The 15,141-nt window shown below is 39.7% G+C and carries 8 protein-coding genes and 2 pseudogenes; 4 read left to right on the plus strand and 6 right to left on the minus strand.

The window, feature by feature from the left end:
• Positions 1 to 287: 287 nt before the first annotated feature.
• A pseudogene (locus tag ACZ8ZH_RS11765) lies at positions 288 to 1,377 on the plus strand (IS4 family transposase).
• Positions 1,378 to 1,397: 20 nt separating this feature from the next.
• Here the strand turns inward: ACZ8ZH_RS11765 and mobA are convergent.
• From mobA to ACZ8ZH_RS11790, 5 genes and pseudogenes are all read right to left on the minus strand, one after another.
• Positions 1,398 to 2,018 (minus strand): annotated as a pseudogene (gene mobA, locus ACZ8ZH_RS11770) (molybdenum cofactor guanylyltransferase); the annotation flags it as partial.
• On the minus strand, positions 2,018 to 4,822 hold the full coding sequence (locus ACZ8ZH_RS11775) for a nitrate reductase (protein WP_119063494.1): 2,805 nt from the start codon (positions 4,820 to 4,822) through the stop codon (positions 2,018 to 2,020). The gene ACZ8ZH_RS11775 and the pseudogene mobA, both read right to left, overlap by 1 nt.
• A 286-nt stretch (positions 4,823 to 5,108) precedes the next feature.
• Positions 5,109 to 6,719 (minus strand): nitrite reductase small subunit NirD, encoded by a 1,611-nt coding sequence (nirD, locus tag ACZ8ZH_RS11780; protein ID WP_119063495.1) that lies wholly within the window; start codon positions 6,717 to 6,719, stop codon positions 5,109 to 5,111.
• Positions 6,720 to 6,807: 88 nt separating this feature from the next.
• A complete protein-coding gene (gene nirB / locus ACZ8ZH_RS11785; protein ID WP_086208374.1) occupies positions 6,808 to 9,354 on the minus strand; it encodes a nitrite reductase large subunit NirB in 2,547 nt (848 codons plus the stop codon).
• 34 nt (positions 9,355 to 9,388) lie between these two features.
• Positions 9,389 to 10,762, minus strand: coding sequence for an MFS transporter (locus tag ACZ8ZH_RS11790; protein WP_119063496.1), 1,374 nt, complete (start codon positions 10,760 to 10,762; stop codon positions 9,389 to 9,391).
• A gap of 647 nt (positions 10,763 to 11,409) precedes the next feature.
• On the opposite strand from ACZ8ZH_RS11790, the gene ACZ8ZH_RS11795 reads away from it, so the two are divergent.
• The 3 genes from ACZ8ZH_RS11795 (at position 11,410) to ACZ8ZH_RS11805 (ending at position 13,548) form a co-directional block, all read left to right on the plus strand.
• A complete protein-coding gene (locus ACZ8ZH_RS11795) occupies positions 11,410 to 11,997 on the plus strand; it encodes an ANTAR domain-containing response regulator (protein ID WP_470247735.1) in 588 nt (195 codons plus the stop codon).
• A 3-nt stretch (positions 11,998 to 12,000) separates the two neighbouring features.
• On the plus strand, positions 12,001 to 13,002 hold the full coding sequence (locus tag ACZ8ZH_RS11800) for an ABC transporter substrate-binding protein (protein WP_086208377.1): 1,002 nt from the start codon (positions 12,001 to 12,003) through the stop codon (positions 13,000 to 13,002).
• A 267-nt stretch (positions 13,003 to 13,269) separates the two neighbouring features.
• Entirely contained in the window at positions 13,270 to 13,548 is a 279-nt protein-coding gene (locus ACZ8ZH_RS11805) for a hypothetical protein (RefSeq protein ID WP_086208378.1), read from the plus strand.
• Between the two features lie 471 nt (positions 13,549 to 14,019).
• On the opposite strand, the gene ACZ8ZH_RS11810 is transcribed toward ACZ8ZH_RS11805, so the two are convergent.
• Complete coding sequence (locus ACZ8ZH_RS11810; RefSeq protein WP_119063498.1) at positions 14,020 to 15,132, minus strand: beta-ketoacyl-ACP synthase III; 1,113 nt, start codon at positions 15,130 to 15,132, stop codon at positions 14,020 to 14,022.
• Between the last annotated feature and the right edge of the window lie 9 nt (positions 15,133 to 15,141).

The following is a 15,141-nucleotide window of genomic DNA, read 5'->3' on the forward strand; positions in this document are numbered from 1 at the left end:
AATACACAGCACATTGTTATATAGATAAAATAAATCAGACACGTAAAAACAGTTTAAGATATTGTTTTATTTATTTTAAATATATTTCTATTATTAGTCAGCATTACTACTCATTGGTCAAATCACGAGATAGTATCAAAATCATTTTTATTTATGCGATCTGTGCCTACTGCGCAGAATCCGAACCGTTTAAACGCTACTTTTTATAAAAAATTTCTCTGTACACGACAAAAATAGATAACTCATTGAAATAATGGCATAATACTTGTTTTCTGACGACGAATATGATGACACATTTCAATGAGTTACATCTCATCTTAAACAAATATCTAAAGTGGAACAAGTCACATGTAAAATGTTTTACACTGATTATGATTGCATTAATTGTAAAACAGACCTGTAATCTTTCTTCTGCATCTAAAGCCTTACCCATCAAGTGCTTACCACAATCATTTTATCGACGTATACAACGCTTCTTTGCAGGTCAGTATTTTGATTATCGTCAAATTTCTCAGTTGATTTTCAATATGTTTTCATTCGACAAAGTGCAACTGACTTTAGATAGAACCAATTGGAAATGGGGAAAACGAGATATCAATATCTTGATGTTAGCCATCGTCTATCGTGGAATAGCGATACCTATTGTTTGGACATTGCTCAATAAACGTGGAAATTCAGATACAAAAGAGCGTATTGCTTTGATTCAACGCTTTATCTCTATTTTTGGTAAAGACCGTATTGTGAATGTGTTCGCAGACAGAGAATTTATCGGTGAGAAATGGTTTACATGGTTAATTGAAAATGACATCAACTTCTGTATACGTGTTAAAAAAACTTTATTGTGACCAATCACTTAGCCAGGAATCATAAAATTAGTGATTTATTTCGTCATCTTCAAGTTGGTCAAACTGAATGTCGTAAACGACGTATTTGGGTTGGTCGAGTGAAACTGTATATTAGTGCGCTACGATTAGAAGATGGGGAACTTTTACTTGTTGTTTCTCCTATGTTTAATGCTTCTGCTATTCGTGATTATGCATTACGCTGGGAAATCGAAACCTTATTTAGTTGTCTCAAAGGACGTGGATTCAATCTTGAAAATACTCGTTTAACAGACCCTGGACGAGTCAAGAAATTGATAGCAGTGCTAGCTATCGGTTTCTGTTGGTGCTATTTAACAGGTGAATGGCAACATGATCAAAAAAAGCGATAAAAATAAAGAAGCATGGACGACTCTCAATGAGTTTATTTCGCTATGGTTTAGACTATGTTCAAATGGCGATTCAGCGTTTAATTGGTTTTGGGAAAAAAGAAGAGTTTAAGGAAATTTTGGCAATTTTAAGAAGGCAGAATCCTGATAGGATAAGGGTTCTGTGAAATTTGTCGTGTACAGAGAAAAAATTTAACTGACGATGTTGTTGCAATTCATCTAATGAATTAATGCTATGAAAAAACAGTGCATGATTTTTGAAACGTGCCACTTGTGGGTGCAAATCTGCAAAGCACTGTCTTAAACTGCGCTGATTTTGTTCAAGGTGGCGAATCAAAGTCGGTAAGCTACTGCGTTTTACCAAACAAAATGGATATAAAGCACGTTCATTCATTTCAACGATCGCCACACCACAATTTGGGTCTTGTTGCATCGCCTGATGTAAGCGTGAAAATACTTTTTTCGGAATGAAAGTCACATCACAGGGTACAAACAGTACATAATCTGATTGTACATGCGCCCATGCACTTTTCATCCCCATTAATGGGCCTTGGAAGCCTGCTTCATCATCTTCAAAAAAGCCAATGGATGGAATCAATCGTTCATAAATGGAATGGTCACGGTGGCTATTCACCCACACTTTTGTTGCCCGTGATTTTAACTGTTGATGAATTTTGATGAGCTGGATTTCGTCATCAAACTTTTGTAGCAGTTTATTAATGCCGTTCATACGACGTGCTTGTCCACCTGCTAAAATCACAACTTCAGTGTCAGGATACGTCACCAGTTTAAATATTTTTCTTTTCATTATACATCCTCAGTTTGACATGCCTTAATCAACCCTCGAATTTCAGGTAAACATGAACCACAATTTCCACCGGCCTTTAAACATGCAGTGACTTGTTTTTCATCGGTGATATTTTTTTCTTTAATGGTCTGAATAATTCTATTTTTACCCACTTTAAAACAACTACACACCAACGGTCCTTCACTTTGCCCCATCGACATTGCTTGACCAGCTAACAATGCCTTACGATGCATTGCGCTTAACCGCTCACGTTTAAAGAGACTTGCAACCCAATCCCGGTCTGGTAACAATGCTTTCGGAGCAATATAAAGACTCGCAATGAGATGTCCCTCTTGTAACACCACACTATGACTGATGTGCGCTGTTTGATCTTCTAAATTCAGCCATTCAAAGCTTTCATCTTCAAAAGGAAGTAAGCTCTTTAACTTCTCTGTCGTTTCAGTAAAACGATGGCGATCTGCTAACTCATAGCGCACTGCTTTGGCTGTTTGAATCTTTGTCCACCATACTGTACTTTCAATGGTTTTCTGAACGATGTTTTCAAAGCCTTTACGTACATAAAATACCCCTTGCCATTGGGTATAAAAGGGTTGAATCATCACAGGCGTATGTTTAAATTCAGGTTCCCCTGAAATAGCATCCACCACAGGGTTTACGACTTTACCTATACGTGCATCTGATGCAAATTGATCATTCCAGTGAATCGGTGCAAAAATTTGTCCCCGACGAATATTATCACTCACTGTGGCACGTAATACACAGTTCCCCCAAACCGATTTGATTTCAACTAACTCTCCATCTTTGAGTCCATATTTTAATGCATCGTTAGGATGAATTTCGCAATATGGCTCTGCTTTATGTGTACTTAAATTGGCTGATAAACCTGTACGAGTCATGGTATGCCATTGATCTCGAATTCGACCAGTATTCAATACCAATGGATATTCACTGCAAGTTTTATTAACTGCACCAACAGCAGCTGTTGCAATAAATTTTGCTTTACGATCCGCATGACTAAACTGCCCTGTTTCAAATAACTGAGCAACAGCACCATCTTGTTGATTTTTATTTAGAATAGGCCATTGAACTGGCGCAAGATATTGATATTCAGTAAATGAAAGATCACTTAAACCTTTCAAATTGAAATAGCGAAAAACATCAGACGCCGAACACTGACTCAGTCCCGCATTTTGATAAGCTGAAAGCTCTGCGTGTTCTTTGAAAATGTCATGGCTACTCTCAAAGTCAAAACCACTAAAGCCCAGCTTTTTAGCCACTTGAGAAACTGACCACCAATCCGCTTTGGCTTGTTCTGGGCAGTCCAAAAAGGCACGTTGTCGTGAAATACGACGCTCTGAATTGGTGACTGTACCATCTTTTTCTCCCCACCCAAGAGCAGGCAATAACACATCGGCATATTGCGTGGTATCCGTATCTTTGCAAATGTCTGAAACAATCACAAACTCACATTTTTCTAGCGCACGTTTTACCTGATCAGCATTTGGTAAACTCACGACAGGGTTGGTCGCCATAATCCAAATGGCTTTAATTTTCCCTGCCTCAACCGCTTCGAAAAGGTCAACAGCTTTTAAACCCACTTGTTTCGCAATTGTCGGGCTTTGCCAAAACTGCTGTACCAATTGTTGGTGTTTTTGATTATCCAAGTCCATGTGTGCCGCAAGCATATTTGCAAGACCACCAACTTCACGCCCACCCATCGCATTGGGTTGTCCTGTCATTGAAAACGGCGCAGCACCCAACTTGCCAATTTTTCCAGTCAACAAATGACAATTAATAATACTATTGGCCTTATCTACCCCACGTGAAGATTGATTGACCCCCATTGAAAACAAGCTCATTACTTTGTCTGTTTGAGCAAATTTTTCAAAAAATAAGGTCAATTTCTCCGCTGAAATTCCAGTACGCTCAATCAAACTTTCGATCGAAAACTCAGTTCCACTGCTGATAAGCGCAGCGTCTAAGCCTTGGGTATGCTTTGCAATAAAATCGGTATCGGTATAATGATTGGTTGCCAAATACTGCAATAGACCATTGAACAAAGTAACATCTTGACCCGGCAAAATTGGCAAGTGTAAATCTGCTGCCTCACAAGTAGCAGTAAACCGTGGATCAATCACAACGACAAAAAGATCTCTTTCTTCTTTAGCTTTCATTATGCGCTGATACAATACAGGATGGCACCATGCTGTATTTGAACCAACCAGAACCACCATATCCGTATGTTCAAAATCATGATAACTAGCAGGAACTAAATCTTCCCCAAAGGCACGTTTATGTGCTGCTACCGCTGAAGACATACATAGTCTTGAATTGGTATCAATATTGGCTGTGCCAAGATAACCTTTTACAAATTTATTGACCACATAATAATCTTCTGTCAACAACTGACCTGACACATAAAAAGCAATACTTTCAGGACCATATTGATCTATATAGTGTTGGAATTTATCAGCAATTAAATCAGTTGCAGTATCCCAATCTGTTTGTACTCTCGATGTTTTTTGGATACACGTATCTAAATCTGTTTTGCGGCCTAACATTGGGTGTAAAACCCGTGTCTCTAAGCCCACTGTATCGGCTAAATTACTACCTTTGATACACAGTTTTCCGTAATTTGATGGATGATTTAAATCCCCCACCACAGACACTTTTCGCCCTAAAGCAGTTTCTTCAACAGTTGCAGTTACTCCACATCCCACACCACAATAAGGGCACGTCGTTTGTGTCGTTTTAATCATTTTTTCTGTGGAGCTATGCAGTTCCATTACAGGGATACTATTCATAGAAACTCCTTAATTTTGAAATATACAATTTGATTCATTACGACGACGTCTTTGCAAGAAAGTTAATTTTCAGGAATAAACTTCGGTTAGACCTACTTTTCTTTGTCGAAGAGTAGGCAAAACCTAAGATGCGACTAAAACAACGCAAGATCCGCAAACTCATTGCATCCGTCATTTACCTAAAAGTCCGCAGAAACATTCGTTTCCATGTTTGCTATCAACTCAAACAATAGTAGATAACGTTTCCGCGTATCGAGCTTCAATACATTAAAAGGTTGGGTTTTGATCACCCTGCTATTTTTAATGCAAAATCTTTACCAAATAACAATTTATTGCGAATGGATGAAATTGGCGTTTGATCCGAAATAAGTTCTGCATACCAAGCTCCATCTTCCGTGTCACCAAATAGAACTGCACCAATCACCTTATCCTTTTGAATAATAATGCGTTTATAAATCTGACGCTTTTCATCATTTAAAATAATATCTTCAAAATCATCTTTCGGTTCAAAATTGCCTGCTGAGAACACATCACAACCGCTGACTTTTAATTGAGTCGGTACTGTTGGCGCTTTAAACGTCAAGCTGCCGTGCTCAGCCAAATGCGATGCACAAATAAACGCTTGCCCCCAAAGTGGCTCAACCAAGCCAAAAGTCTGGTTACGGTGTTCGATACATTCACCTACCGCATAAATACTTGGGTCATACGTTTGCATGGTGTCATTCACCAAGACACCTCGGTTACAGCGGAGACCTGCACTTTGTGCTAAGGCCATATTAGGACGAATACCTACAGCAAAAACCACTAGGTCTGCATCTAAAACTGTGCCATCTTTCAAACAAACCTGTGTCACATGACCATCCACCCCAATCAAAGCTTCAGTATTCGCCTCTGTAATGATTGAAATGCCCTTTTGTTCGATACTATGACGTAACATTTGGCTCGCTTTACTATCTAGCTGACGCTCCATAATGCGATCCATCAAATGCAACACCGTCACATTCATACCACGCTGTTTTAGGCCATACGCCGCTTCCAAACCAAGTAAACCACCGCCAATCACCACAGCATTCTTTTTAGATTTACTGTATTCAAGCATGGTATTCACATCGTAAATATCACGGAAACTCAGCACACCTTTTAAATCCGAACCTTGCACGGGCGGGATAAATGGTTTTGAGCCTGTCGCTAAAATCAAACGATCATAATCTACCATCACGCCTTTTTCGGTATAAACTTGCTTACGTGGGCGGTCAATACGCACTGCTGGGTCGCCTGCAATAAAGCGAATATTTTTATCGCTATACCATGCATGCGGATGCAACATGATGTCATCAATAGTCTTATCACCAGATAGAACAGGTGATAGCATGATGCGGTTATAATTACCCCATGGCTCTTCACCAATCACCGTCACTTCATAACGATCTGGTGCCATATCGAGTAAATCCTCTAGGCAACGCATACCTGCCAAACCGTTCCCCACCAAGACCAACTTCATTTTTTCCTGAGAAGTACCATTATTGGTGATATAGGTTTTTTGTGGCGTTGGGCTAATGAGTACACGGCCATTTTCAATCTTGCTTGGGAAAACCAAAAGTTTTTGATCTTTATCTTCCAAACAACGACCTGTTGCTAAACTAAAATGTTGCTTATAAATAGGCGACGCAATAACACGCTCACCTTGTAAATCACCAATGATGCCACGTGACATCACAAAAGCTTTACTAAACGGATCTTGGTTGCTCAAAGCATAAACACGCTTTTCACTGCCTACCCGAAAAATTGCAATTTGTTGGTCTTCGAGTAGCGCACCTACACCTGTATTTGGCGTAATATCATCCAAGGCGCAAATATCCAACCAATCCAGTTCATTCATATCTTTTAAAATTGTCATCATCTTTATCCTTTTAAACTTTTTCATCCCCTCTCTATATTTTCTTTTAAGAGAGCACTAGAGAGAAAAGTTTGAATACCTTAATTTGTTAAGCTTCAACCACAGGAATACGGCTGCTATCACGTTCCGCTTCAGTTTTCGGACGAATTTGTCCACGTACAGAAGCAAACTGAATATGCGGATCTTGTTGTTGTTCAGCTTTTGCATTGATAAAGGTGACAAAACGCTTACGCACCTCTGGGTCTTCAACCGCAGTACGCCACTCATCCTGATACGTCCCAACCACATGACTCATGCGATTCTCAAGTTCAGTAGCCAGACCTAAAGAGTCATTTACAATAACGTCTTTTAAATAATCTAAACCACCTTCCATGTTGTCACGCCATACTGATGTACGTTGGAGACGATCCGCAGTTTGGATATAGAACATGAAGAAACGGTCAATGTATTGAATCAGCGTTTGTGTATCTAAGTCTGAAGCCAATAATTCTGCATGACGTGGTTTCATCCCACCGTTACCACAAACATATAAATTCCAGCCTTTTTCGGTTGCAATCACACCCACATCTTTACTTTGCGCCTCAGCACATTCACGTGTACAACCCGAAACTGCCATTTTTAATTTATGTGGTGAACGTAAGCCTTTGTAACGATTTTCAAGGAAAATCGCTAAACCAACAGAATCATCAACCCCATAACGACACCATGTACTGCCAACACACGACTTCACCGTACGCAGTGATTTACCGTAGGCATGTCCAGATTCAAAACCAGCGGCAATCAACTTTTCCCAAATTTCTGGCAATTGGTGAATTTGAGCACCAAACATGTCAACACGTTGACCGCCTGTCAGTTTGGTATATAAACCGTATTCTTTGGCAATTTGACCCACTGCAATCAAACCATCTGGTGTCACTTCTCCACCCGCCATACGAGGTACAACCGAGTAAGACCCGTCTTTTTGAATATTTCCTAGATAGTAATCATTACTGTCTTGCAGACCAGCATGGCTTGGTTTTAAAACAAAATCATTCCAACACGATGCTAAAATATTTGCTGCAGCTGGTTTACAAATATCACAGCCTAAACCATGACCATGTTGTTGAATCAAATCATCAAAGCTTTTGATTTCATTCACTCGTACCAAGTGATACAACTCTTGGCGTGAATAAGCAAAGTGTTCGCAAATATGGTTATTTACAGTCACGCCTTGGCGTTGTAATTCAGATTTTAATACTTGCGTCACTAACGCTGCGCATCCGCCACATGCTGTTGCCGCTTTAGTGCATTTTTTTAGAGCTCCTAAAGACGTCGAACCCTCTGCAATTGCGCTACAAATATCTGCTTTAGACACGTTATTACATGAACAAATCGTTGCACTGTCTGGGAGCAGATCAACACCACTTCCACCTGTTTTTGCTGAAGATTGAGCATAACCCGGCATGATTAAGCTTTCAGGATTCTCTGGAACTGCTAATCCATTCAGCATCATTTGTAATAAGTCGTTGTACTCTTTTGCACAACCCACCAGTACTGCGCCTAATAATTTCGTTTTTTCGGCATTCACAACAATCTTTTTATAGACCATCGTGTCTTCATCTGCATAGAAATAGCTTAGTGCATTCGGTGTCATCGCATGCGCATCCCCGACAGAAGCAACATCTACTCCCATAAGCTTCAATTTGGTGCTCATATCTGCACCCGCAAACTCTGGACAAGCTTGTTCTGTCACATGTTTTGCTGCAATACGTGCCATGTCGTAGCCTGGAGCAACCAAACCGTAGATCTTGTTATTCCATAATGCACATTCACCAATCGCATAAATGTCAGCATCAGAAGTTTGACAATAATCATTAATGACAATACCGCCACGCTCGCCAACAGCCAAACCGCTTTGACGCGCCAATTCATCACGTGGACGAATCCCTGCTGAAAACAACACAATATCTGTTTCAAGTTCAGAGCCATCTCCAAACTTCATCACGTGTGTAGCATTAAGACCATCTTCGATGGATGATGTTGCTTTTTGGGTATGAACTTTTACCCCAAGATTCTCAATTTTAGAACGTAAAACTTTACCGCCTAAATCATCAATTTGAACCGCCATCAAGCGTGGTGCAAACTCAACCACATGTGTTTCCAAATCTAAATCACGTAGTGCCTTAGCCGCTTCTAAACCGAGTAATCCACCACCAATCACCACACCAGACTTTGCGGTCAGACTTGCTGCGCGAATTGCATCTAAATCTTCAATGGTGCGATATACGAAACAGTTTTGACGATCATTTCCTGGGATTGGAGGAACAAAGGCATAAGAACCCGTTGCGAGCACCAACTTGTCATAACTGATCACATCGCCATGATTCGTGGTGATCAATTTATTTACTGTATCAATTGCAGTTGCTTTAGTCGCTAAGCGGAGATCTATACCATAAGCATCAGCAAAGTCCGCACGACATAAGGTCAAATCTTTTGCAGATTTACCTGTAAAATATTCAGTTAAATGTACACGGTCATACGCTAAACGTGGCTCTTCTGCCAAGATCGTAATTTCAACATCATCACCTGCATGTTCTAGCACAGATTCAATGAATTTATGCCCTACCATGCCATGACCAATCATCACTAATTTCATATCAATTCTCCTTAATTCCTGTTGTTATTTTGGCTTAAACGCTTTGTTTGATTACAGTTGAAGCATTTTGCTCCACGCTATTTCGCTCAAGTAACGCAGCTTCAAATAACTTTTGCTCTTTCTCTTTGTGTTCTACGGAGAAACGAATCATGAGCACACAACTTGCGGCGATGACGACCAAGCCACCTAGAACCATGAGTGTGGTTTGAATATCCAACATCCCTTTAAGTAAGAAGCCTGCAGCCACAGCACCAACGTTACCACCAGCACCGATAATGCCTGCGACACCTCCCAAAGCATCACGGTCAATGAATGGAACCAATGCATAGGTCGCACCACAAGCCATGTGAGTAAACAATGCAAATACGGTCATTGCGAGAATGGCAAGGACTGCTGTATTCATTTGTGAAAATACGATTAAGAACAGACCTTCCATCAAGATCATTGCAAATAGAACTTTAGTACGACCATCTAAGCCTTTTTTAGTTGCAATTTTGTCTGAAACAATGCCACCAAATGCACGGGCAAATAGAGCCAGTAAGCCGAAAATGCCCGCAGCCATACCTGCTTCTTTTAAACCAAATTTAAAGTGATCTACGTAGTACATTGCGACGATGTTATGAATGAAGATTTCGATACCAAAACATGCAGCATAAGCACCAAACAAAATCCAAACACGATAGTTTTTTGCAGCATGCATCAAAATAGCCACACCGCCTTTTTTATCAGAACCAACACTTACACCATCTGCACGTAGTTCTTTAAAGTTGCCTTGTGGACAGTCTTGTGTAAATTTCCAATACATCAAACCGACAATCAGCATCAATATGCCTGGAACAAGTAATGCAATTCTCCAGCCCATAGATTGCTCAACACCAAACATCACTAAAGCACCAAGCATCAATGGCATAAGTACTTGTGTTGCACCTCCACCAGCATTTCCCCAACCTGCTGCCGCCGCATTTGCAGTTCCAACTACATTTGGTGCAAACATGATGCTAGTGTGATACTGAGTGATGACAAAACTTGCACCAATTGCACCGATAAGCAAACGAAAGAAGAGGAATGATTCATAGCTATTTGCTGAAGCAACGCCAAAAACTGGAATACTGCCTAGGATAAGAAGTGCTGTATATGTTTTGCGTGGACCGTATTTATCACACAGTGGACCTACAATCAGACGAACAAGAATGGTGATGGCTACGGCTGCAATATTAATATTGGCGATTTGATCTTTTGTGAGATGAAATTCACCTGCTATAACAGGCATCAATGGCGCACAGGCAAACCATGCAAAGAAGCAGACAAAAAAGGCGAGCCAACTCATGTGGAAGGCTCTCATTGCTGCGCCATTGAAACTAAAAAGACTTATTTTTGTTGCTTTTTTAGCATTTAAATTTGAAGACATAACCTTCTCCAGACAGAACTGAGCGTATTGTTTTTCCACAACACAAAAACTTGTGGTGTAGAAGCGATCAGAACGGACGTCGTTGGCCGTCTTACAAATTTGATTTAGAGTCGTCTTTGACTCGATTAAGATTAAGCAATGATTGTGCCAACATTTAAAGAAACTAGTTAATATAATGATTTTTATTGTTTTTTATAATTAGAATACTTGCACTATAGCCAATATCAGCCCGTCCTTTTCAAGAGGCAACTTCATGTTTTTTCGACTTCTTAACGGCGTGATCACTATTGGTGCATTTTGCATTATCGCTGAGCAAACAACGAATTTTTGAATTGTCTCTGTGCTCTCTAGTGGGTCTCCCGTTACTCTTCAAAAGTAATTTGTACTTCAAGCTGTATATTTTAATTTGTGTTAGGCTTCTATTTCATCCAATGTGTTTAAACAGGCTTGTTTAGACAAGCAACTCAGATACATATTTTTCTTTGATTAAAGTCTTTTTTACTCGGTATACACAGCTTATAGCGAATCTCTACGTAAAAAATTGACTCACCAATCTGAGATAAAGCTGGATTTTCATACATTTGGCATTTAAATTGCTAGCACAATTTTAGATCCCATTTTTCAGGTTTACCTGAGCACTGTACAACATGCCTAAACTGAAAATCGCTTTGATTGACGACAATCAAGAACGCGCACAATTTATTCGTACATCCCTTATCGAACATGATTTCGATGTAGTTGCCTGCCTGATTATAGATCACTTGAATATTAATCGCCTTGAGCAATTAAATGCAGACGTTATTTTATTAGATATGGATCACCCACAACGGGATATTATTGAAAGTTGCGTGAGTCAGTTCAACTTACCTACTGTTTTATTTACTAAAAACAGCCATAGAGACACGATTAAAAGTGCCATAGATGCAGGTGTTACAGCTTATATTGTGGATGGTATAGACCCGTCAAAGTTAAAAAGTATTTTAGAAATATCTATCGAGCAGTTTCGTAAACACAAAAAGCTACTTTCCGATTTACAAGATACTAAAAATAAACTTGCAGACCGTAAAGATGTAGAGCGTGCAAAGGTATTACTTATGCAACTACACGACCTGTCCGAAGATGATGCTTTTCAGCTACTACGTAAAAATGCCATGAGCCATCGTATGACTATTGGTGAAATGGCAAGACGACTGTTGGATGCTCAACAGCTTCTACAATCTCAATTCAAGGACTAAGGCATGGCTCATTTAGAAAAGACGCAACTTCAACTGGGCTATATTCCGCTTTTAGACTGTGTTGCTTTATTATGGGCAAAACAACGAGGTTTTTTTGAAGAAGTCGGTTTAGATGTAAGCTTAGTCAAAGAAGCTTCTTGGGCGAGCTTAAGAGACCGTTTAGCTTTTGGTTTTCTCGATGCAGCCCATTGTCTATCTGCGATGTTACCTGCGGCTGCACTGGCGCAGGATCAACTCGGTATTCCACTACAAACACCGCTTGTTCTGAGCTATAACAGTGCATTTATCAGTTTGAGCCAAAAGCTCTGTTATGCACTAAACATTCAAAAAAATGACGATGCAGCAGTGACTGCACATAAATTTTATACTGCAATGCAGCATAAACAACAGCTGGCTATTGCACATGTCTTTAAGCAATCTATCCATCATTATTGCTTACGTGAATGGCTGGCATTGGCCAATCCTGATTTTGCGAAACATGTTCAACTACGTACACTTCCCCCACCCTACATGGTAGAAGCCATTTCAAATCAGCTCATTGAGGGATTCTGTGTCGGAGAACCATGGAACACTCAAGCTGAAATTCAAGGTTATAGCCAAATTATTGCAACTGGAACAGACATTATTCCGCGGGTTGCAGATAAGGTTTTGGCAGTCACGCAAGAATGGGCCATATCCAATCCAAATACACTTTCAGCCTTAGTCCAAGCTATAGAAAAAGCCCAAGATGAACTCAAAAAAATGGAAAATTTTGAAGCTGTATGGCAGGTTCTGGTCGATTACAACATCATTCGTTTCCCATGTTCTGATAGTGTACATGTTGAAAAATATTATCTAATTCAAAGTATTATTCGCGGCTTTATTAGAGAACATGCCTTGCCACAAGTTTCAGACTTCATTTGGCTTACCGAGCAAATGCAAAAATGGGATGATGTGGATTTAAATAATGATGAAATCCGCAGAATTAGTGATAACTGTGTCATTTCACCAAAACTTAATTTTTAAATTATTACGAAATGTAAACCGAGTTGTAATTACGCACCATTTTAGAACATCTATTTTAAATAATATTATGAAGTAAATCTAAGACCTAACTTGACCGACTTTTTAAAGGAAATCTTTGCTTGGCTTCTGTCTATCTGGCCTTGCTATTTACTTAAACTTAAAGCGATGTAAGCTATTTTTTCAAACATGAAAACAATAGATAAATGAGTCATGATGACTACTGATACATAGAACATCAAACTAACCGATGAATAACGGAGGTGAATTATGTTTACCGAGGAAAATCGCCATGTATCTTTATTGCATGCGATTAATAAAATACTGATTAAAGACTGGGACCCACTATGTATTTATCGTAATCCAGCTCTACAAGATGAATATGAAGAATACTTACCTAATTTATTTCGCTTTATCTGTGAAAAATCCAGTGAAACTGAGATTTTTGAGTATTTATGGTGGATTGAAAATAAAGTCATGGAAGTCAAAGCCAATAGAACACACACGATGAAAATTGCTCATTTATTGAAAAATTTACAAGAAACTTAGTTGATCATTGTGCAATGATAAATCAGCACCTAAAGCAAAAAACCGCACAATGCCAAAAGCAAAGTATTGAGTTTATTTCAAACCAGCAAAACCACTTAGGCAGGGCTGTTTTCCGTGCACTTTAATGCTTCACGGCCACCACAAATCAAATATCGTTGCTGTGTAGCGATATCTTTATATAAGCTGACACATGATCAACGGCGCCAAACTTTTATGGTCCTGCACTAAAGTGGCAAATAAAAATGGCCATGATCAGCAATACTGACCATAGCCACGTGATATTGATTGCTAAAATAATCAACCAACATCGGCGAATCGAATATACGTACTTAGAATGATCCGCCATATACATTACAGCTTGCGATACATTTGACCACTCAGCACCAATATAGATCAGTGCGAACTAGCCTTTAGATCGAAGTTAAACCGTTTAATCCATTTCGCATCAGACTCAACTCGTAACATATAGCCTTATGCAACGTGTTTTTTCACCAGTACTGCACCAACAGAATAACCTGCACCAAATGAGCACAGGATGCCATATTCACCATCATTAACTTGGTCTGCTGTGCGGTGCAACGCAATGATGACCCCTGCGGACGAGGTATTTGCAAACTCATCTAAAATGATTGGCACTAAATCGGGTTGAGCATGTTCTTTGCCCACAACCAATTTTAAAATCAATTCATTCATACTGGCATTGGCTTGGTGCAACCAGAAACGTTTCACATCAGTCGGTGCAATATTGTTTTTCTCAAGCTGCGCTGTAATCATTTTGGCAACCAGTGGACAAACTTCTTTGAACACCTTACGACCGTCTTGAGCGAAACGATTATTTTCAATGTCTGCATCGACTTCACTTAAGTTTAAGAAACCAAAGTTATTGCGGATGTTATTTGAAAACTGTGTGAATAAGTTAATGTCTTCAATTTCAAAACCAGTTTTGCTGTCGGTTTCTTCAATGATTGAAGCCGTTGCGACATCACCAAAGATAAAATGGCAGTCACGTGAACGGTAGTCGGTATGACCAGAGGTGATTTCGACATTCACCAATAATACACGGCGTCCGCCTGCTTTGATTGCATCATAGGCTTGTTTAATGCCAAAAGTTGCTGCCGAACATGCCACGTTCATGTCGTAGGCATAGCCTTGAATACCAAGTGCAGTTTGAATTTCAATTGCAACCGCAGGGTAAGCTCGTTGTAAGTTTGAGCATGATAAAATCACGACATCAATATCTTCTGCAGTTACGCCTGCATTTTCCATCGCTTGTTTCGCTGCGATCACGCCCCATTCGGCTTGAATCGAGAGTTCATCATTTGAACGCTCATGTAACAATGGACGTAAACGCTTCGGATCTAAGATCCCTGTTTTCTCAACCACATAACGACGTTTTACACCAGACGCTTTTTCAATAAACTCTGCGCTTGACCCACGACGGGCTTCCAACTCGCCCGAAGCAATTTTGTCAGCATTGTCTAGGTTATACTGTTCCACATAAGCATTTAAACTTTCAACTAACTCTTCATTGGTAATAATGTCTTCAGGATGATAAAGACCCGTACCTGTAATGCGGATGCCCATGTAAAACTC

The organism is Acinetobacter sp. SW-226 (genome assembly GCF_055632855.1).